This is a genomic window from Pseudomonas akapageensis, from assembly GCF_011355085.1.
Classification (GTDB): Bacteria; Pseudomonadota; Gammaproteobacteria; order Pseudomonadales; family Pseudomonadaceae; genus Aquipseudomonas; species Aquipseudomonas akapageensis.
Genome location: NZ_VXCP01000016.1, coordinates 1 through 19,250 on the forward strand (window position 1 = coordinate 1; position 19,250 = coordinate 19,250).

A 19,250-nucleotide genomic window follows, 5' to 3' on the forward strand; every position below is an offset into this window, starting at 1 on the left:
TACCGGACACTAGTGACGCTCCGCGTGGGAATGCAGGTCAAGACGCTCCAGCGTCGATGTGCCTGAGAGCGCGATGCGGAGCGTCGGTGGAGGCATTCCCACGCGGAGCGTGGGAACGAGGGTTAACGAGGGGCAGGGTTCAGCGCTGGTCCAGCACCGCACCAATCAACGCCTGCGCCGCATCGAGCTGTTGAATCAGTCCGAGAACCAGTGCTTTGTCATTCAGGTGCAGATGATCGACCACATCCCAGGCCGTGGCTTCGGCGCATTCGATCAGGGTCGTGGCATGGGCCAGGGCGTCTTCGACCGGAATGCCGCCGCGTACCGTGAGCATGGGCTGGCCGTTGCTGTCGACGGTGCCGAAGGGCTTTTCGGTGGTGAAACGTGAGGGAGTTGAAGCAGGCGGATCGGGGACGATTTTGATCATGGAGTAGCTCCTTCTGCTGTGGAGCTGCCACGTTCGTTTCCAGACGAGTGGGTGGCAGCTGTACGCAGGCTGGAAAACCGGGGCAAAAGGAACCCGGCAGGACCGAAGCCCTCCCGCGCACAGCCGCCATGATGCATTGCGGAACACTATGCGCCTTTTGCTATTGCTCGGATTTCCAGGCCCGGTCGTTGAATTGGCAACGACTGGGAAAGACTAGCCACCAGCAAACACAGGCGCAACAGCGTTCAAGGCGGGTTGATTATGCTTGGGAAATGTCTTTCAAGAAATAAAGAATTTGCCTACAGGCAGGCCGCCATCGCAGGCAAAAAAAGGCCCGCATTTCAGAATGCGGGCCGTTTTTGCGTATAGCTCTATCGTTTGGCAAAGGTTTCAAGGGAAGTCGATAGCCTCACTGACCTCCGCATTCAGCCGAAACTGAACGACGTTATGATGCCTTCATCATTCGCACTGATATGAATTCGATTGAGGTCCAGCTCTTTGGTCGAAATCTCATTGGGGCCAACCACGCGGGTACGGCCGGTCAATTCGGTGATGTAGGCTTTGACGCTGAATACGTAGGGGCTGCAGACCAGATGCTGGATTTTCTGGAGGACGTCTTCATTTGTCATGATAGGGATTCCTTTCATTGAGTGAAATGTCCGTTTGGACGCCCCCATGCTGCAATCTGCCAACTCGCCCCTGGCGGTAAATATTTATCGCTTCTGTTCGAACATCACGTAGATCTTGCGGCATGGCTCCAGCACTTCCCAGGTGCCCTTGAAGCCTGCCGGGATCACGAAGCGGTCGCCGGCGCGCAAGGTCTTGGCCTGGCCTTCGCTGTCGCGCAGCACCGATACGCCGTGGATGATTTCGCAGTACTCATGCTCGGTGTATTCCACCTTCCAATGGCCCTTGGTGCCTTCCCACACGCCTGCGCCAAACTGGCTGCATGGGCTTTCGTAGTGGTTGTAGAGGGTGCATTCGGGGTTACCTTCGATCAGGCGCTCCGGGGCGGGGCTGTAATGCTCGGCTTTGGTGGTGGCCAGGGCGAAGTCGACGATCTGTTTGATGCTCATAGGTGGGTCCCACGGTTTTTGTTGTTGAATAAAACGCACATGACTAGGCTTTTGTTGGCGTTGTGTCAAATATATTGAAAATTCGGGTGCCGGTGGTTTAGGGTGGTAATTGCCGCAGGCCCATGTGCGCCCGGCAGAATTTTCGACAATGCCCGCGAGCACTTCGTGCGGCCTTGTAAACCAACAAGAGGAGGATTCGTAATGACCACCCTGACTCGTGCTGACTGGGAACAACGTGCCCAGGACCTGAAGATCGAAGGCCGTGCCTTCATCAACGGCGAATACACCGCCGCAGTGTCGAATGCGACGTTCGAGTGCATCAGCCCGGTCGACGGACGCCTCCTGGCGCATATCGCCAGTTGCGATGCCGCCGACGCCGAACGTGCCGTGGAAAATGCCCGCAGTACCTTCAACTCCGGCGTCTGGTCGCGCCTGGCACCTACCAAGCGCAAATCGACCATGATCCGCTTTGCCGCCTTGCTCAAACAGCACGCCGAGGAACTGGCACTGCTGGAAACCCTGGACATGGGCAAGCCAATCACTGACTCCCTGGACATCGACGTTCCAGGCGCCGCCCAGGCCCTGAGCTGGAGCGGCGAGGCCATCGACAAGATCTACGACGAAGTCGCTGCCACCCCCCATGACCAACTCGGTCTGGTGACCCGCGAGCCGGTCGGCGTGGTCGCGGCCATCGTGCCGTGGAACTTCCCGCTGATGATGGCCTGCTGGAAACTGGGCCCTGCGCTGTCGACCGGCAACTCGGTGATCCTCAAGCCGTCGGAAAAATCGCCACTGACCGCCATCCGCATCGCCCAACTGGCCATCGAGGCCGGCATCCCGGCGGGCGTGCTGAACGTGCTACCAGGCTACGGCCACACCGTCGGCAAGGCCCTGGCCCTGCATATGGACGTCGACACCCTGGTGTTCACCGGATCGACCAAGATTGCCAAGCAGCTGATGATCTACTCCGGCGAGTCGAACATGAAGCGCGTCTGGCTGGAAGCCGGCGGCAAGAGCCCGAACATCGTCTTCGCCGATGCCGCGGACCTGCAGGCCGCCGCCGAATCGGCTGCCGGCGCCATCGCCTTCAACCAGGGCGAAGTCTGCACCGCCGGCTCGCGCCTGCTGGTGGAGCGTTCGATCAAGGACCAGTTCCTGCCACTGGTGCTCGAAGCCCTCAAGGGCTGGAAGCCGGGCAACCCGCTGGACCCGGCCACCAATGTCGGTGCCCTGGTCGATACCCAGCAGATGAACACCGTGCTGTCCTACATTGAAGCCGGCCACAACGATGGCGCCAAACTGCTGGTGGGCGGCAAGCGCACTCTGCAGGAAACCGGTGGCACCTACGTCGAACCGACCATCTTCGACGGCGTCAGCAACGCCATGAAGATCGCCCAGGAAGAGATCTTCGGCCCGGTGCTGTCGGTGATCACCTTCGACACCGTTGAAGAAGCCATCAATATCGCCAACGACACCCCGTACGGCCTGGCCGCGGCGGTGTGGACCGCCGACATCTCCAAGGCGCACCTGACCGCCAAGGCGCTGCGCGCCGGTAGCGTCTGGGTCAACCAGTACGATGGCGGCGACATGACCGCGCCCTTCGGTGGCTTCAAGCAATCGGGCAACGGTCGCGACAAGTCGCTGCATGCGTTCGACAAGTACACTGAACTGAAAGCTACCTGGATCAAGCTGTAAGCCACCCGGGCGTTGCCGCCAAGGCAACGTCCGGCATCGATCCTGACGCACAGCCGGACCTGCCTTGGCGCATGTCCGGCTGTGCTGCTTTGGGCAGGGTTTTCCACTGGAGTGTGGACATGCGTTGGGGTACCTATTTCGCTGTATTGGCGGCGGTGCTGAGTGTCGGCCTGGCGCTGGGTGTGAGCATGCCGCTGGTGTCATTGCGGCTGGAAGGCTGGGGCTATGGGTCGTTTGCCATTGGTGTGATGGCGGCCATGCCGGCCTTTGGTGTATTGGTTGGCGCACATATCTCCAGTCGCCTGGCCGCGTATTTCGGTACGCCCGGCTTGATGCGCCTTTGCCTGTGGGCCGGGGCGCTCTCCATCGGTCTGTTGGCGTTGCTGCCCAGTTACCCCCTGTGGCTGGTGCTGCGCTTGCTGATTGGCGTGGTCCTTACCATCGTATTCATCCTTGGCGAGAGCTGGATCAACCAACTGGTGGTCGAGCAGTGGCGTGGGCGGCTGGTGGCGCTGTATGGCAGCTCTTATGCCTTGAGCCAGTTGGCCGGGCCCTTGTTGCTCGGCGCGCTGGGCACTGTGAATGACTTCGGTTTCTGGGTGGGGGCAGGCTTGTTGGTGCTTTCGCCGTTGCTGCTGCTTGGGCGCGACGGGGCGCCAAGCACTGAAGCGTTTAGCGTGACACTGGGTGACCTGGTCGGCTTTTGCCGCAAGCTCCCGGTGATTGCCTGGGCCATTGCCCTGTTCGCCGCGTTCGAGGCCATGATCCTGACGTTGTTGCCGATCTATTGCCTGCGCCAGGGTTTCAGTACTGAAGTGGCTCTGTACATGGTCAGCACCGTGGTAATCGGCGATGCCTTGTTGCAGCTGCCGATTGGTGCGCTGGCCGATCGCATGTCCCGGCGCACGCTGTTCTTTGGCTGTGCACTGACATTGTTACTGTCCAGCCTGGCGATTCCCTTGCTGGTGCATAACCTGCTGATCTGGCCATTGTGGGTGCTGTTCGGGGCCAGTGCCGGTGGTTTGTTTACCTTGTCGTTGGTACTGATTGGCGAACGCTATCGCGATGACGCGTTGGTGCGGGCCAATGCCCATGTCGCTCAACTCTGGGGGATCGGTTGCCTGATCGGACCGCTTGCTGCAGGTGCGGGAAGTCAATGGGTCAGCGGTCATGCCTTGCCGCTGTTCATGGCTGCAGGTGCATTGGGCCTGGTATTGCTAGCGCGCCGACGCAATGCTTTTGAAGCGCCGGCCTCGGTCTAGAGCATCTTTTCCAGACCGATCGTGCGGCTCATCCAGGCATTAAAGCGACGCCACAGGCCGCCGGGCTCGGTACGCACGGTATGCAGGTGGCCGTTATCTTCGGTTACCCAGACGATCTGACCGTTTTCCAGCCGGGCTTCGTAGCTGATGGCCGGCGCCATACCCTCCAGGGCCAGCTTGCGTGTGTAGCCGGCCAGCTCCGGACTGTCGACCAGCACCCCGACCTCGGTGTTCCACAGCAGCGAGCGGGGGTCGAAATTGAACGATCCGATGAAAACCTTCTGCTTATCGAAGATGATCGCCTTGCTGTGCAGGCTGGATTCAGAGCCGGCGCCAGAACCTGGGCCAGAGGAGGAGCCGGCACTGGGATCGCCCGCTTGGCGCCGCATTTCATAGAGTTTCACGCCGTGTTCGAGCAGGGGCTTGCGGTAGGGCATGTAGCCGCCGTGCACTGCCGGGACGTCCGTCGCCTCCAGGGAATTTGTCAGCAGGAATATGGCCACGCCAGCGTCAGCGCGGCTAGTGAGATACTCCAGGCCAGTATCGCGCGGTACGAAGTAGGCTGAAATCAGCATCAACTCCTTACTCACGCCCTTGAGTTCGGGCTCCAATTGCGTGCTCATCAACAGCGAAGGGTCGGGTTCGCCGTCGGACAGCACCTTGCTCGGGGCATCCCACAGGGCCTGGCCATGGGCCCAGATCAATTCGCTGCGCCAATCATTGAGCTGAGGTTGAGTCTTGTAGGTCAGGAGATGGTCGTAAAGCGCCTTGCGTTTGATCTTTGCTTCATTGAGCGAGGCTTCAAGACGTTGTCGACTTTCCTGCAGTTCCTGAGGGCCGGGCTTGTCCAACTGAAAGTCGGCGATGGGACGGCTGAGCGCGCTGTTCCAGTATTGGTCGAAACTGTGTCCCAGTTGTTCTGCCACCGGGCCTGCGCAGAGCAGATCGATGTCGGTGAAATTGAGATTGGGTTCGGCATCGAAGTACGCGTCCCCCAGGTTGCGCCCGCCAACGATGGCCATGCTGTTATCGGCCAGCCACAGCTTGTTGTGCATGCGCCGATGCTGCTGCGAAAGGTTGAACAATCGCCCCATGGTTCGGGTAACACCTGTGCTGCGCCCCAGATGCAGGGGATTGAAGACGCGGATAGAAACATTCGGGTGAACGGCGAGCGTGGCAATGACGTCCTCCTGGCCGTCGCTGGCGGTGTCATCGAGCAGGATACGTACCCGAACCCCGCGATCGGCGGCCAGCAGCAATTCATGCACAAGCAGGCGTGTGCTGAGGCCGTCATGGACGATGTAGTACTGCAGATCGAGGCTTTTCTGTGCCTTGCGGATCAATTCGGCGCGGGCTCTGAAGGCTTCGTTGCTGCTTGCCAGCAGGCGAAAGCCCGAGAGACCTTGATGGCGGGCCACTTCGGCCTGCACCGATCGGCCGAAAGCCGATTCATTGGCCGGCAATGCCTCGCTGAGTTTGTGCGGTGGATTTGCTGTGGCGCAGCCACCCAGGGTAAGCCCCAGAAACAGAGGTAGCAGGAAGAACCGAAGAGGTCTCAAAGGGCTCGTCCTCAATCGCCAGGGGTGTAGCTGTTTTGACCTTGCCGATTGGTGAAAAGTTACGGCTCAGTCTTCCTCTTCGGCCAGCAAGCGAATGGCAGTGGCACCGACAATGCGCACAGCGGCTTCGATTTCATCCGTCGCCCTGGCGGCAAAGTTCATGCGCAAGCAATTACGGTACTTGCCCGATGCCGAGAAAATGCAGCCCACCGCGATTTGCACGCCTTGCTCCAGTAAAGCCCGGTTAAGGCGCAGTGTGTCGAAACTTTCCGGAAGCTCGACCCACAGCATGAAGCCACCCTGGGGGCGGCTGGCGCGGGTGCCGGCTGGAAAGTAGCGAGTTACCCAATCGATCATCAGGTCGCGGCTGCGTTGATACTGGCTGCGCATGCGGCGCAGGTGGGGTTCGTAATGGCCGCCCTTGATGAAGTCGGCGATTGCCAGTTGCGGCTGGGTCGCGGTGCAGCCGGTGCTGATGTACTTCATGTGCAGCACGCGCTCCAGATAGCGACCGGGGGCGACCCAGCCGACTCGCAGTCCTGGGGCGATGGTCTTGGAGAAGGAGCTGCAGAACAGGACCCGGCCATCCTCGTCGAACGACTTGATGGTGCGAGGTCTTGGATAGGTGTAGGCCAGTTCGCCATACACATCATCTTCGATGATTGCTACGTCGAAGCGTTGCGCCAGGGTCAGCAGGGCACGCTTGCGGGCCTCAGGCATGATGTAGCCCAAGGGGTTGTTGCAGTTGGGGGTCAGCTGGATGAGCTTGATCGGCCATTGCTCCAGCGCTAGCTCCAGGGCCTCCAGGCTGATACCGGTAATCGGGTCGGTCGGGATTTCCAGCGCCTTCATGCCCAGGCCCTTGAGGGTCTGCATGGCGCCGTGAAAACTGGGCGAGTCCACTGCGACGATATCGCCCGGTTCGCAGACCGCACGAATACTGGCGGACAAGGCTTCATGACAGCCCGTGGTGATCACCAGATCGCTGGCGCTCAATTGGCAGCCGGAATCCAGCATGAGCCTGGCGACTTGTTCACGCAGGGCCTGGGTGCCATAGATGGTGTCGTAATACAGCCCCGGCATGTCCTGGTGCCGGCTAAGCCGGGCCAGGCTGCGCAGCAAGGGCTTGAGCGTTGGACTTTCGATATCGGGCATGCCGCGCCCCAGCTGCACGACATCCTTGCGAGGCACGCTGCGTAGCAGTTCGACCACCTGATCCCACTGTGAAATCTCGACCGGCCGTTGCATGGGTCTTCCAACGGCTGGCAACGCCGGGAGCGTGCGGCCATTGCAGACGAAATACCCGGACTTTGGCCGAGGCATTGCCAGACCATTATCTTCAAGTACGCGATAGGCCTGCTGCACGGTGCTCAGGCTTACCCCATGCTCGGCACTCAGGGCGCGCACCGAAGGGAGGCGGTCGCCGGGGCGATAAAAGCCCTGCTCGATGCGAGAGCCAAGCAATTCGGCGAGATTGACGTAAAGGGTCATGGCGTACTCCCGATCCAGTGTGGGGTGGGGACCAGTACAGATTAGCCAAAAATACAGGATTCAGACCCGGCAACGGCCATTCTGTATGGAAATAATTCAAATTGTTTGGATCTGTAACGGCTTCGGCAGCGCGAGCATCATTTCTTCGAGGTTTTTCACTCGAAGGAGCAGAGAAATGAACGGTTTGAGCGATGTGCGTCTGAAAATGCATGCCGAGGAATTGCTGGAAGAGCAGCGTACCCACGTCGCCGCTCCGACACCTGGTATTTCCCGCTGGGCCCTGATGTGGCAGCGGTTGCATACACGCAAGGTGCTGCTGGAGCTCGACGACGATCAACTGCGCGATATCGGCTTGAGCCCCGAGCAGGCTCGCAAGGAAGGGCTCAAGCCGTTCTGGCGTACTTAAGTAAGTTCCTTGAGCCGATGCCAGAGCATGCCCAATGCCAGCAGCGGGGAACGCAGATATTTGCCGCCGGGAAAGGTGATATGCCCGACACTGGCAAACAGGTCGAAGCCGCTGCTGTGCTGGCCGCTGATGGCTTCGGCCAGCAACCGGCCGGCCAGGTGCGTGGCATTGAGCCCATGGCCGGAATAGGCCTGGGCGTAATAAACATTGGGTTGGTCCTTCAGTCGACCGATCTGCGGCAGGCGATTGGCACCGATGCCGATCATGCCTCCCCACTGGTAATCGATGCGCACGTCCGCCAGTTGCGGGAACACCTTGAGCATCTTGGGGCGCATGTAGGCGGCGATGTCCTGCGGGTCGCGCCCTGAATAGTGACAGGCGCCCCCGAACAGCAGGCGTCGATCGGCTGACAATCGATAGTAGTCCAGCGCTACGCGTTGATCGCAGACAGCCATGTTTTGTGGCAATAGCTGCCGCGCCCGGGCTTCGTCGAGCGGCTCGGTGGCGATGATATAGCTGCCGGCCGGCAAGACTTTTCCACTGAGTTCGGGATTGAGGTTGTTGATGTACGCATTGCATCCGAGTACCAGCGTCCCGGCCCTGACAGACCCCAGCGCAGTATGCACGCGCACCTGCGGGCCATAGTCGATGTGGGTCACGGCCGACTGCTCGAAAAGTTTCACCCCGAGCTGTGCGGCCAGTGCCGCTTCGCCAAGGGCAAGATTGAGCGGGTGCAGGTGCCCCGAGCCCATGTCGATCAAGCCGCCCACGTAGCAGTCCGAACCGACCACGCTGTGCATATCCCCGGGCTGGACCAGGCGCAGCTCATGACGATAGCCCAGGCTGCGCAGCTCTTCGGCATCTTCGGCAAACCCTTGCAGATCGGCCGGTTTGTTCGCCAGATCGCAATAACCCCAGGTCAGGTCGCAGTCGATGGCATGCCGTTCGATGCGTTGGCGGACAATCTCCACCGCTTCGAGGCCCATCAACTTGAGCGAACGTACGCCCTCTTCACCGATAACCGAGGCGAACTGCCCGACATCATGGCCCACCCCGCGGATCAACTGCCCGCCATTGCGTCCGCTGGCGCCCCAGCCGATCTTGCGCGCCTCCAGCAGGACCACGCTCAGGCCGCGTTCTGCCAGTTCGATGGCGGTGTTGAGCCCGGAAAAGCCGCCGCCAACCACGCACACATCGGCATTCAGTTCACCTTGCAACATCGGGTAGTCAGGTTGCGGGGCACTGCTGGCGGCGTAATAAGATGCGGGGTGCGAAGACTTCTGAACGCGAGCGTTCATGGGCAGAATCCTGATTGGGGCGTCTGAAAACCTACGCAGCATAGGCTGCGATTCCGCAGCCAGGCAACCGTTGGCCCGACGGTCCTGTCTGGGCGGGCACAATTGAGGCAAAATCGATACCCAGATCACTTCGATACAGGCCGACATGAGCTGCAATAGCCACAAGATCCGCTTCCTGCGCGAGCAGATCCCGTCCTTCGAATGTGTACCCGGCTGCCACGATTGCTGCGGCCCCGTCACCACCTCGTCGCAAGAGATGGCCCGCCTGCCACGCAAGACCGCCGCCGAGCAGGAGGCTGCGTTGGCTGAACTCAATTGCGTGCACCTGGGGCCCAACGGTTGCACGGTGTATGAAGAGCGCCCGCTGATCTGCCGGTTGTTCGGCACCACCCCGAGCCTGCCATGCCCGAACGGGCGAGGACCGGCTGAAATGATCGATCCGTTGGCCGAAAAGCAGATCCATCATTACATCGCTACCACTCGCCAGGTGCTGGTCTGAATCTCAGTCCGGAATCGGCAGGCTCAGGCTTTCCTTCACTTCTTCCATCACGATGTAGCTCTTCGATTCGCGAACATGGGGCAGCTTGAGCAGGATGTCGCCAAGCAGTTTGCGATAAGACGCCATCTCCGAGATCCGCGCCTTCACCAGGTAGTCGAAGTCACCTGAAACCAGGTGGCACTCCAGCACATGGGGCAGTTTCAGCACGGCACGGCGGAATTCTTCGAAGGTGTCGCCGGATTTGTAGTCGAGGCTGATCTCGACGAACACCAGCAGGCTGCCCTTGAGGTGCTGCGGGTTGAGCCGGGCGTTGTAGCCCATGATGATCCCTTCGCGTTCCAGCCGGCGAACCCGCTCGGTGCAGGGCGTGGTCGAAAGGCCGACCTTTTCTCCCAGTTCCGTGAACGAAATGCGCCCATCCGCCTGGAGGATCCTGAGGATGTTGCGATCGATCTTGTCCAGTTCGCGCTTGCTCTGATGTTGGGTGCGCATAGGGGATGCCCCTCCGTGAAAGGCGTTTTTGCCGAGAATTGTCGCCAATAATAGCTCTTTATATAGTGAAAAGCTCTGGAGAAAATTTTTTACACTGCGCGCATCTTTGCAATAAACAACAAATTTCAGCGGTTAACCGCGTTGAGGGATTGAACATGCGAGTTCTGGTGCTTGGTAGCGGTGTGATTGGTACCACCAGTGCCTATTATCTGGCGCGCGAAGGGTACGAAGTGGTCGTGGTCGACCGTCAGCCAGCTGTTGCCATGGAAACCAGTTTTGCCAACGCAGGCCAGGTCTCGCCAGGCTACGCGTCGCCGTGGGCCGCGCCGGGTGTACCGCTCAAGGCCATCAAGTGGCTGCTGCAGCGTCACGCGCCGCTGGCAATCAAGGCGACCGCCGACATCGATCAATACCTGTGGATGGCGCAGATGCTGCGTAACTGCACCGCCAGCCGCTATGCCGTGAACAAGGAGCGCATGGTCCGCCTGTCCGAGTACAGCCGTGACTGCCTCGACGAGCTGCGTGCCGAAACCGGTATCGCCTACGAAGGCCGTACCCTGGGTACTACGCAGCTGTTCCGTACCCAGGCGCAACTGGACAACGCAGCCAAGGACATCGCGGTCCTGGAGCAATCCGGCGTGCCGTACGAAGTGCTCGACCGCGCCGGTATCGCCCGGGTCGAACCGGCCCTGGGCCGCGTCACCGATATCCTCGCCGGTGCCCTGCGCCTGCCGAACGACCAGACTGGCGACTGCCAGATGTTCACCACTCGCCTGGCGGAAATGGCCACCAAGCTGGGTGTCGAGTTCCGTTTCGGTCAATCCATCGACAGCATCGATTTCGCTGGCGACCGCATCAATGGCGTGTGGATCAACGGCAAGCTGGAAACCGCGGACCGCTACGTGCTGGCGCTCGGCAGCTACTCGCCGCAACTGCTCAAGCCGCTGGGCATCAAGGCCCCGGTGTACCCGCTCAAGGGTTATTCCTTGACCGTGCCGATCACCAACCCGGCCATGGCCCCGACTTCGACCATTCTCGACGAAACCTACAAGGTTGCGATCACCCGTTTCGACAACCGCATCCGCGTCGGCGGCATGGCGGAAATCGCCGGTTTCGACCTGTCGCTCAATCCGCGTCGGCGCGAAACACTGGAGATGATCGTTGGCGATCTTTATCCTCAGGGCGGTGACCTGAGCCAGGCCAGCTTCTGGACGGGCTTGCGTCCGACCACCCCGGATGGCACGCCAATCGTGGGGGCCACGCCGTTCCGCAACCTGTTCCTCAATACGGGTCACGGCACGCTCGGCTGGACCATGGCCTGTGGCTCCGGTCGCTTGCTGGCCGACCTGATCGCGCGCAAAAAGCCGCAGATCAGCGCCGAAGGTCTCGATATCTATCGCTACGGTAAACACCAGGAGACTGCAACTAATGTCAATCCAGCGCCAGCTCACTAACGAGCGGATGAGTCAGATCGTTGTCCACAACGGCACTGTGTACCTTGCAGGCCAGGTGGGCGACGACATGAGCGCCGGGATTGAACAGCAGACCCGCGAGACGCTTGCCAATATCGAGCGTCTGCTGGACAAGGCCGGTACCGACAAGACGCGTTTGCTATCTGTGACCATTTACCTCAAGGACATCGATGCCGATTTCCAGGGCATGAACAGCGTCTGGGACACCTGGCTGCCGCAGGGTACTGCCTGCGCCCGCGCCACGGTAGAAGCCAAGCTGTGCGAGCCGGAAATTCTCGTCGAGCTGTCGGTTGTCGCCGCGCTGCCTTAAGTAATCTCCCTCACCCGGCGCGGTTCACGGCCGAACAGCTGTCTATCAGCGCCGGGTTTTTTATTCCTCACAAGACTGCCCAGAAGGCTGCCGTCATGCGTCCTGCCCGTGCCCTGATCGACCTCCAAGCGTTGCGCCACAACTATCAACTCGCCCGTGAACTCTCGGGGGCCAAGGCCCTTGCCGTGATCAAGGCCGATGCCTATGGCCATGGCGCGGTTCGCTGTGCCCAGGCGCTGGAAGCCGAGGCCGATGGTTTTGCCGTGGCCTGTATCGAGGAAGCGCTGGAATTGCGGGCAGCCGGCATTACGGCGCCAGTGTTGCTGCTCGAAGGTTTCTTCGAGGCGGATGAGTTGCCGCTGATCATCCAGCATGATTTCTGGTGCGTGGTGCATTCGCTGTGGCAACTGGAGGCCATCGAGCAGGCCAGCTTGAGCAAACCGCTTACAGTCTGGCTCAAGCTGGACTCGGGCATGCACCGGGTCGGCCTGCACCCCAAGGATTACCAGGGCGCTTATCAGCGTCTGCTGGCCAGCGGCAAGGTCGCCAAGATCGTACTCATGAGCCACTTCGCTCGCGCCGACGAGCTGGGTTGCTCGACCAGCGTCGATCAGGTCGCGGTATTCGAAGCTGCCCGCAAAGGCCTGTCGGCACAGGTGAGCCTGCGCAACTCGCCGGCTGTACTGGGTTGGCCGGACATTCCCAGTGACTGGGTTCGCCCGGGCATCATGCTGTATGGCGCGACGCCATTCGAAGAGGCGCAAAGCCAGGCGGCTCGCCTGCAACCTGTGATGACCCTTGAATCGAAAGTCATCAGCGTGCGCGAACTGCCGGCCGGCGAAGCCGTGGGTTATGGCGCCAAGTTCGTTACCCAGCGGCCGAGCCGGATCGGCGTGGTTGCCATGGGGTATGCCGACGGTTACCCGCGTCTGGCACCGACCGGCACGCCGGTATTGGTGGCGGGCCAGCGCAGCCAGTTGTTGGGGCGGGTTTCGATGGACATGTTGTGCATCGACTTGACCGATGTGCCGCAGGCAGGCCTGGGTAGCCCGGTCGAGCTCTGGGGCAAAAACATCCTGGCCAGCGACGTCGCGATTCAGGCCGGAACCATTCCCTATCAGATCTTTTGCAACCTGCGTCGCGTTCCAATGCTCTACACCGGGGCCTGACGCCGGCCTGGGGTTGCCATAAGTCGCCTGATTGTTCAGGTTGCGGTCGAAGTGTTGTAAATACTGAACGCTGTTGCGATGATAACGTTCAATTTCGACTTCACCTGAACATTCGGAGGACTGCCGCATTGGACGTCGGTGAACGACTGCAAGCCATTCGCAAACTCAAAGGTCTTTCCCAGCGTGAGCTCGCAAAACGTGCGGGCGTCACCAATAGCACCATTTCGATGATCGAGAAGAACAGCGTCAGCCCCTCGATCAGTTCGTTGCGCAAGGTGCTGGGTGGTATTCCGATGTCCATGGTCGAGTTCTTTTCCGAAGAGCTGCAACCCGAAAACACCACTCAAATTGTTTACAAGGCCAATGAGCTGATCGACATTTCGGACGGCGCCGTGACCATGAAACTGGTGGGCAAGGCACATCCGAGTCGGGCGATTGCCTTTCTCAACGAGATTTACCCACCGGGTGCCGATACCGGTGAAGAAATGCTCACCCATGAAGGCGAGGAGACCGGCATTCTGGTCGAAGGTCGTCTTGAACTGGTGGTTGGCCTGGAAACGTTCGTGCTCGAGGTTGGCGACAGCTACTATTTCGAAAGCACCAAGCCGCACCGGTTTCGCAATCCCTATGATGTACCGGCGCGCCTGATCAGCGCGGCGACGCCAGCGAACTTCTAAAACGGAACTGCCCAGCTACGCTGTGTTTGCAGGTACCCATGGAGCCACTCTGCCACTGCTAATACCCCTGCGACTTTAGGGTTGTTTCAGAGTGGCAGGGTTCTCGTTATACTTGCGCCCGCCCGCGAAACCGTGGCCGCGGGCGTGACTAGCCACGATGAGGGTGTACGCGTGAATCTAATTAAGAAAATGCTGGCCGCACCAGCTGTCGTATTGGCCCTTTGGGCAGTCAGCGCTCAGGCTGCGACCAACGATGACATTGCCAAGCGCCTGGAGCCGGTAGGCCAGGTGTGCGTGCAGGGTCAGGAGTGCAAGGGAATGGAAGTCGCTGCCTCGGCTGGCGGCGGTGGTGGCGCCAAGACCCCGGACGAAGTTATTGCAAAACATTGCAATGCTTGCCACGGCACAGGCCTGCTCGGCTCGCCGAAAATCGGTGACACGGCTGCATGGAAAGAACGTGCCGATCACCAGGGTGGTCTCGACGGCATTCTGGCCAAGGCCATCACCGGCATCAACTCCATGCCACCAAAAGGCACCTGCGCCGATTGCTCGGACGCCGAGCTCAAAGGTGCAATCCAGAAGATGTCCGGTCTGAAGTAACTGACACTTCCCGCAAAAAGCCGCCCACGGGCGGCTTTTTTGTTTTTGTTCGAGACTGGTCAATACAGCGAAGACGCGGCAAGCTCAAACCAACTGGAATTCATGGATGTTCCTGGAGGGGCTGATGCCGCAATATTGTTCGATCGAACATGCCGTGGACCAGGTGCTGGCGCGCTTGCCCGCACACATCCACATGGGTTTGCCGCTGGGCCTGGGCAAGCCGAATCGCTTCGTCAATGCGCTTTACACGCGAATAAAACAGCTGCCCGAGCGCCGCCTGACCATCTACACAGCGTTGAGCCTGGGGCGCCCGCCGCTGGGCGACGGCTTGCAACGGCGTTTTCTCGAACCTTTCATCGAGCGGGTCTTCGCTGACTATGAAGAGCTCGACTATCTGGCGGACCTGCATCGCGACAGCCTGCCGGAGAATATCCATGTCGAGCAGTTTTTCCTGCAACCGGGCAGTCTGCTCAACAGCCAGTGCACTCAGCAGGATTATGTCAGCAGCAATTACAGTCACGCTGCCCGCGATATCAATGCCAATGGCCTGAATCTGGTGGCGCAACTGGTCGCGAAGGCACCGGGGCAGGCCGACCGCCTCAGTTTGAGTTGCAATCCCGACATTACCCTTGACCTGCTGCCCATGATTGCCAAGCGGCGCGCCGCCGGCGAAACCATCCTGATGCTGGGTCAGGTGCATGCCGAACTGCCGGTGATGCCTGGCGATGCCGAGGTCGACAGCGGCCTGTTCGACCTGCTCATCGACGAGGTGGAGCACCGGCGTCTGTTTTCCACACCGAACATGCCGGTGAGTTTCCAGGATCACTTCATTGGCTTGCATGCCAGCACCCTGGTGCGCGATGGCGGTACTTTGCAGATCGGTATTGGTGCGATGGGTGATGCCCTGACTGCGGCGTTGCTTGCCCGGGAAAGCGAAAACCCTGCTTATCGCGCGCTTTTGGCCGATCTCGACCTGACACCCTGGCAGCAACTCATCGAACGGGAAGGCGGGCAATTGCCTTTTGCCCAAGGTCTTTACGGCTGCAGCGAGATGTTCGTCAACGGCTTGTTGGCTTTGGTCGACGCAGGAGTAGTGCGGCGCAAGGTTTATCCCGATGAGGCCCGTCAAAGGCTTGCCAATTCCGGTTTACTCGACGAAGCGGCACAAACGGATGGGGTGTTGGTTCACGGTGGTTTCTTCCTCGGTCCACAAAGCTTCTACCAGCGCTTGCGCGAACTGCCGAGCAGCACGCTCGACACCTTCAACATGACCGCCATCAGCTACATCAACGAGTTGTACGGGCAGGAAGCCCTCAAACGCCTGCAACGGCGCGATGCACGCTTTATCAACAGCGCATTCACCGTGACGTTGCTCGGTGCCGGGGTGGCGGACCAGCTGGAAGATGGCAGGGTGCTCAGCGGTGTTGGCGGGCAGTACAACTTTGTCGCACAGGGACATGCACTGGAGGGCGCGCGGTCGATCCTGATCCTGCGTAGCTGGCGCGAGTCTGCTGGCGTAGTCAGTTCCAATGTGGTGTGGGAATACGGCCATTGCACCATCCCACGGCACCTGCGCGACATAGTAGTCACCGAATACGGCATCGCTGATCTGCGCGGCAAGACCGACGCGAAAGTGATCGAGGCGTTGCTCAATATCAGTGACTCGCGCTTCCAGCAGGGCCTGATCGAGCAGGCGCAAAAAGTCGGCAAGTTACCCCAGGACTTCATCCTCGATCCGCGTTTTACCGAGAATACGCCGCAGCGCTTGCAAGCGATTCAGGCGCGGCATTCGCGATTGTTCTCGGAATACCCGCTGGGGTGTGATTTCAGTAGCGAGGAGCAGGACTTGTTGCGTGCGCTGAACTGGATCAAGAGCAAGTTCAAGCTCAGCGAGATTTTCGAGCTGGGCAAGGCGGCGCTCGATGCGCCGGAGCCTTCGGCGTTCCCGGCGCAGCTGGCGCGCATGCGGCTGGAGCAGCCGCAGGGGGTGAAGGAGGAGCTGTATCAGCGGTTGTTGCTGGCAGGTCTGCAAGCAACCGCGTGATGGCTATCGCTGGCAAGCCCACAGGGGGCACTGCGAACCTCTGTGGGAGCTGGCTTGCCAGCGATGAGGTCCTGAGGCCGATTACTCGATGAAGGTAACCACACCACCGGCCAATGACTTCACCCGAGCCAGAGATTCAACTCGATACCCCTGCGAATCCAGCTCGGCACGCCCACCCTGGAATGACTTCTCGATAACGATACCCAGGCCCGCGACGCTGGCGCCGGCTTGCTTGATGATCGAAATCAGGGCCTGGGACGCCTTGCCGTTGGCCAGGAAGTCATCGATGACCAATACGCGGTCGCTGCTGTTCAGGTGCCGTGGGGAAATCGCCACGGTGCTTTCGGTCTGCTTGGTGAAGGAGTAGACCGACGCGGTCAGCAGGTTTTCAGTCAGGGTCAGGGACTGGTGCTTGCGGGCGAAGATCACCGGAACACCCAGTTTCAGACCGGTCATGATCGCCGGAGCGATTCCTGAGGCTTCGATGGTGACGATCTTGGTAACACCAGAGTCGGCGAACAGACGGGCGAACTCGTCACCAATCAGTTGCATCAGCGCAGGGTCGATCTGGTGGTTGAGAAAGGCGTCAACCTTCAGGACTTGATCGGAAAGCACGATGCCTTCTTCGCGAATCTTCTTGTGCAGTGCTTCCACGGCGGTTCCTCAATGTAGCCAAAGGGCCCCGACACAGGGGTCGAGGCCGGGTTGAATTATTAGCGTTTGAGCATGGCGCGTATGTCCGCCAGTGCATTGTTGCCGCGTACGGCCTTAACTTCCGTCGGTGTGTCGTCGTTACCTTCCCAGGCCAGATCGTCCGGCGGCAACTCATCGAGGAAGCGGCTCGGTGCGCACTCGATGATTTCGCCGTATTGCTTGCGCTTGGCGGCGAAGGTGAATGCCAGGGTCTGGCGCGCCCGGGTGATCCCGACATAGGCCAACCGGCGTTCCTCTTCGATGGTATCGGCCTCGATACTGGAACGGTGCGGGAGAATCTCTTCCTCCATGCCCATGATGAACACATAGGGGAACTCCAGGCCCTTGGAGGCATGCAAGGTCATCATTTGCACGCCTTCGGCACCATCTTCCTCTTCCTGCTGACGTTCAAGCATATCGCGCAATACCAGCTTGCCGATGGCTTCTTCGATGGTCATGTTGCCATCTTCGTCTTTTTCCAGGGTGTTCTTCAGCGCCTCGATCAGGAACCAGACGTTGCCCATGCGGTAATCGGCAGCCTTGTCGCTGGAACTGTTGGTGCGAATCCAGTTCTCGTAGTCGATGTCCATGACCATGCTGCGCAGGGCGCCGATCGGATCGTCCTGGGCGACCTGTTGGCGCACCCCGTCCATCCAGCGCTTGAAACGCTGCAGGCGGTCGGTGAAGCGGCTGTCCAGATGCTCGCCCAGGCCCAGCTCGTCGGTGGCGGCGTACATCGAGACCTTGCGCTCGGTGGCGTAATTGCCCAGTTTCTCCAGCGTGGTCGAGCCGATTTCCCGGCGCGGCACGTTGATGACCCGCAGGAAGGCGTTATCGTCATCCGGGTTCACCAGCAGGCGGAAGTAGGCCATCAGGTCCTTGACCTCCTGGCGGCCGAAGAAACTGTTGCCGCCGGAGAGTCGGTACGGCACCTGGTGGTGCTGCAGCTTCAACTCGATCAGCTTGGCCTGGTAGTTGCCGCGATAGAGGATGGCAAAATCGCTGTAGGGGCGGTCGGTACGCAGGTGCAGGCTGAGGATTTCCATCGCCACGCGCTCGGCCTCGGCATCTTCATTGCGGCAGCGAATCACGCGGATTTCGTCGCCGTGACCCATCTCGCTCCAGAGTTGCTTCTCGAATGCGTGCGGGTTGTTCGAAATCAGCACGTTGGCGCAGCGCAGGATGCGGCTGGTGGAGCGGTAGTTCTGCTCGAGCATCACCACTTTCAAGGAGGGGTAGTCTTCCTTGAGCAGCATCAGGTTTTCCGGACGGGCGCCCCGCCAGGCGTAGATCGACTGGTCATCGTCGCCTACCACGGTGAACTGGTTGCGTGTGCCGATCAGCAATTTCACCAACAGGTACTGGCTGGCGTTGGTGTCCTGGTATTCGTCCACCAGCAGGTAGCGAACCTTGTTCTGCCATTTTTCAAGGATGTCGCCGTGTTCCTGGAACAGCTTCACCGGCAACAGGATCAGGTCGTCGAAGTCCACCGCGTTGAACGCCTTGAGCGTGCGCTGGTAGTGGGTATAGACGATCGCGGCGGTCTGTTCCTTGGGGTTGCGGGCGTTTTCCAGGGCTTCGGCCGGCAGGACCAGGTCATTCTTCCAGGCGCCGATCATGTTCTTGATCTCGTCGACGCCGTCGTCGCCCGAGTATTCCTTCTGCATGATGTCAGTCATCAGGGCTTTGACATCGGTTTCGTCGAAAATCGAAAAGCCCGGCTTGTAGCCCAATCGCACGTGTTCCTTGCGAATGATGTTCAGGCCCAGGTTGTGGAAAGTCGACACCGTCAGGCCGCGCCCCTCGCCACCGCGCAGCAGCGTGCCAACCCGCTCTTTCATCTCCCGCGCCGCCTTGTTGGTAAAGGTCATGGCGACGATGTACTGCGCACGAATGCCGCAGTTCTGGATCAGATGGGCGATTTTACGGGTGATTACGCTGGTCTTGCCGGAGCCAGCACCGGCGAGCACCAAAAGTGGGCCGCCGACGTAGTTCACGGCTTCTTGTTGCCGGGGATTGAGTCGGGACATGACGGAAAAGGGTCGCTTGAAAAATGGCCGGGCATTTTAGCAGGGTCCGA

19 protein-coding genes are annotated in these 19,250 nt (G+C 60.0%); 10 read left to right on the top strand and 9 right to left on the bottom strand.

The genetic code is table 11. The features are described 5' to 3' along the window. Nucleotides 1-139 precede the first annotated feature (139 nt). From F2S13_RS11895 to F2S13_RS11905, 3 genes are all read right to left on the bottom strand, one after another. Nucleotides 140-427 carry a DUF6124 family protein gene (locus tag F2S13_RS11895; RefSeq protein ID WP_166360914.1) on the bottom strand — a complete coding sequence of 96 codons (288 nt, stop codon included), beginning with the start codon at nucleotides 425-427 and terminating at the stop codon, nucleotides 140-142. A 425-nt stretch (nucleotides 428-852) separates the two neighbouring features. Next, nucleotides 853-1,056 carry a hypothetical protein gene (locus F2S13_RS11900; RefSeq protein ID WP_166360916.1) on the bottom strand — a complete coding sequence of 68 codons (204 nt, stop codon included), beginning with the start codon at nucleotides 1,054-1,056 and terminating at the stop codon, nucleotides 853-855. 84 nt (nucleotides 1,057-1,140) lie between these two features. Continuing rightward, nucleotides 1,141-1,503, bottom strand: a complete 363-nt coding sequence (locus F2S13_RS11905; protein WP_166360918.1) for a cupin domain-containing protein — start codon at nucleotides 1,501-1,503, stop codon at nucleotides 1,141-1,143. A 201-nt stretch (nucleotides 1,504-1,704) separates the two neighbouring features. On the opposite strand from F2S13_RS11905, the gene F2S13_RS11910 reads away from it, so the two are divergent. Then, nucleotides 1,705-3,198, top strand: coding sequence for an aldehyde dehydrogenase (locus F2S13_RS11910; protein WP_166360920.1), 1,494 nt, complete (start codon nucleotides 1,705-1,707; stop codon nucleotides 3,196-3,198). A 119-nt stretch (nucleotides 3,199-3,317) separates the two neighbouring features. After that, a complete protein-coding gene (locus tag F2S13_RS11915) occupies nucleotides 3,318-4,460 on the top strand; it encodes an MFS transporter (RefSeq protein ID WP_166360922.1) in 1,143 nt (380 codons plus the stop codon). Here F2S13_RS11915 and F2S13_RS11920 read toward each other — a convergent pair. Next, entirely contained in the window at nucleotides 4,457-6,019 is a 1,563-nt protein-coding gene (locus tag F2S13_RS11920) for a phospholipase D family protein (RefSeq protein WP_178119005.1), read from the bottom strand. The two genes, F2S13_RS11915 and F2S13_RS11920, sit on opposite strands and share 4 nt — an antisense overlap. Nucleotides 6,020-6,085: 66 nt before the next feature. Then, nucleotides 6,086-7,510: an aminotransferase-like domain-containing protein gene (locus F2S13_RS11925; protein WP_166360924.1), complete on the bottom strand. Its 1,425-nt coding sequence runs from the start codon at nucleotides 7,508-7,510 to the stop codon at nucleotides 6,086-6,088. A gap of 175 nt (nucleotides 7,511-7,685) precedes the next feature. On the opposite strand from F2S13_RS11925, the gene F2S13_RS11930 reads away from it, so the two are divergent. Beyond that, nucleotides 7,686-7,916, top strand: a complete 231-nt coding sequence (locus F2S13_RS11930; RefSeq protein WP_166360926.1) for a DUF1127 domain-containing protein — start codon at nucleotides 7,686-7,688, stop codon at nucleotides 7,914-7,916. Here the strand turns inward: F2S13_RS11930 and F2S13_RS11935 are convergent. Continuing rightward, a complete protein-coding gene (locus F2S13_RS11935) occupies nucleotides 7,913-9,214 on the bottom strand; it encodes an NAD(P)/FAD-dependent oxidoreductase (protein ID WP_166360928.1) in 1,302 nt (433 codons plus the stop codon). The genes F2S13_RS11930 and F2S13_RS11935 overlap by 4 nt on opposite strands. Before the next feature lie 145 nt (nucleotides 9,215-9,359). On the opposite strand from F2S13_RS11935, the gene F2S13_RS11940 reads away from it, so the two are divergent. Next, nucleotides 9,360-9,713 (top strand): YkgJ family cysteine cluster protein, encoded by a 354-nt coding sequence (locus tag F2S13_RS11940; protein ID WP_166360930.1) that lies wholly within the window; start codon nucleotides 9,360-9,362, stop codon nucleotides 9,711-9,713. Between the two features lie 3 nt (nucleotides 9,714-9,716). Here F2S13_RS11940 and dadR read toward each other — a convergent pair whose 3' ends face one another. After that, nucleotides 9,717-10,205, bottom strand: coding sequence for a transcriptional regulator DadR (gene dadR / locus F2S13_RS11945; RefSeq protein WP_027980766.1), 489 nt, complete (start codon nucleotides 10,203-10,205; stop codon nucleotides 9,717-9,719). A gap of 155 nt (nucleotides 10,206-10,360) precedes the next feature. On the opposite strand from dadR, the gene dadA reads away from it, so the two are divergent. The 6 genes from dadA to F2S13_RS11975 all read left to right on the top strand — a co-directional run bounded on the left by dadA (nucleotide 10,361) and on the right by F2S13_RS11975 (nucleotide 16,477). Next, complete coding sequence (gene dadA / locus F2S13_RS11950; protein ID WP_166360932.1) at nucleotides 10,361-11,659, top strand: D-amino acid dehydrogenase; 1,299 nt, start codon at nucleotides 10,361-10,363, stop codon at nucleotides 11,657-11,659. After that, nucleotides 11,634-11,987 (top strand): RidA family protein, encoded by a 354-nt coding sequence (locus F2S13_RS11955; RefSeq protein ID WP_166360934.1) that lies wholly within the window; start codon nucleotides 11,634-11,636, stop codon nucleotides 11,985-11,987. Before dadA ends, F2S13_RS11955 begins: the two co-directional genes overlap by 26 nt. A gap of 95 nt (nucleotides 11,988-12,082) precedes the next feature. Then, complete coding sequence (gene alr, locus F2S13_RS11960) at nucleotides 12,083-13,156, top strand: alanine racemase (RefSeq protein WP_166360936.1); 1,074 nt, start codon at nucleotides 12,083-12,085, stop codon at nucleotides 13,154-13,156. Between the two features lie 128 nt (nucleotides 13,157-13,284). Beyond that, a complete protein-coding gene (locus F2S13_RS11965; protein ID WP_166360938.1) occupies nucleotides 13,285-13,833 on the top strand; it encodes a cupin domain-containing protein in 549 nt (182 codons plus the stop codon). Nucleotides 13,834-14,004: 171 nt separating this feature from the next. Beyond that, nucleotides 14,005-14,433 (top strand): c-type cytochrome, encoded by a 429-nt coding sequence (locus tag F2S13_RS11970; RefSeq protein WP_178119006.1) that lies wholly within the window; start codon nucleotides 14,005-14,007, stop codon nucleotides 14,431-14,433. A gap of 124 nt (nucleotides 14,434-14,557) precedes the next feature. Then, on the top strand, nucleotides 14,558-16,477 hold the full coding sequence (locus tag F2S13_RS11975) for an acetyl-CoA hydrolase/transferase family protein (RefSeq protein ID WP_166360940.1): 1,920 nt from the start codon (nucleotides 14,558-14,560) through the stop codon (nucleotides 16,475-16,477). A gap of 81 nt (nucleotides 16,478-16,558) precedes the next feature. Here the strand turns inward: F2S13_RS11975 and xpt are convergent, their stop codons facing one another. Beyond that, entirely contained in the window at nucleotides 16,559-17,131 is a 573-nt protein-coding gene (gene xpt / locus F2S13_RS11980) for a xanthine phosphoribosyltransferase (RefSeq protein ID WP_166360942.1), read from the bottom strand. A 59-nt stretch (nucleotides 17,132-17,190) separates the two neighbouring features. Further along, nucleotides 17,191-19,200: a DNA helicase Rep gene (gene rep, locus F2S13_RS11985; protein WP_166360944.1), complete on the bottom strand. Its 2,010-nt coding sequence runs from the start codon at nucleotides 19,198-19,200 to the stop codon at nucleotides 17,191-17,193. Between the last annotated feature and the right edge of the window lie 50 nt (nucleotides 19,201-19,250).

Excerpts from the sequence above, each read along its gene's own strand:
- F2S13_RS11895 (WP_166360914.1), bottom strand. The coding sequence starts at position 427 with ATGATCAAAATCGTCCCCGATCCGCCTGCTTCAACTCCCTCACGTTTC.
- dadR (WP_027980766.1), bottom strand. The coding sequence starts at position 10,205 with ATGCGCACCCAACATCAGAGCAAGCGCGAACTGGACAAGATCGATCGC.
- F2S13_RS11910 (WP_166360920.1), top strand. The coding sequence starts at position 1,705 with ATGACCACCCTGACTCGTGCTGACTGGGAACAACGTGCCCAGGACCTG.
- alr (WP_166360936.1), top strand. The coding sequence starts at position 12,083 with ATGCGTCCTGCCCGTGCCCTGATCGACCTCCAAGCGTTGCGCCACAAC.
- F2S13_RS11940 (WP_166360930.1), top strand. The coding sequence starts at position 9,360 with ATGAGCTGCAATAGCCACAAGATCCGCTTCCTGCGCGAGCAGATCCCG.
- F2S13_RS11930 (WP_166360926.1), top strand. The coding sequence starts at position 7,686 with ATGAACGGTTTGAGCGATGTGCGTCTGAAAATGCATGCCGAGGAATTG.
- rep (WP_166360944.1), bottom strand. The coding sequence starts at position 19,200 with ATGTCCCGACTCAATCCCCGGCAACAAGAAGCCGTGAACTACGTCGGC.
- F2S13_RS11935 (WP_166360928.1), bottom strand. The coding sequence starts at position 9,214 with ATGAACGCTCGCGTTCAGAAGTCTTCGCACCCCGCATCTTATTACGCC.
- F2S13_RS11955 (WP_166360934.1), top strand. The coding sequence starts at position 11,634 with ATGTCAATCCAGCGCCAGCTCACTAACGAGCGGATGAGTCAGATCGTT.
- dadA (WP_166360932.1), top strand. The coding sequence starts at position 10,361 with ATGCGAGTTCTGGTGCTTGGTAGCGGTGTGATTGGTACCACCAGTGCC.
- F2S13_RS11900 (WP_166360916.1), bottom strand. The coding sequence starts at position 1,056 with ATGACAAATGAAGACGTCCTCCAGAAAATCCAGCATCTGGTCTGCAGC.
- F2S13_RS11905 (WP_166360918.1), bottom strand. The coding sequence starts at position 1,503 with ATGAGCATCAAACAGATCGTCGACTTCGCCCTGGCCACCACCAAAGCC.
- F2S13_RS11975 (WP_166360940.1), top strand. The coding sequence starts at position 14,558 with ATGCCGCAATATTGTTCGATCGAACATGCCGTGGACCAGGTGCTGGCG.
- F2S13_RS11915 (WP_166360922.1), top strand. The coding sequence starts at position 3,318 with ATGCGTTGGGGTACCTATTTCGCTGTATTGGCGGCGGTGCTGAGTGTC.
- F2S13_RS11925 (WP_166360924.1), bottom strand. The coding sequence starts at position 7,510 with ATGACCCTTTACGTCAATCTCGCCGAATTGCTTGGCTCTCGCATCGAG.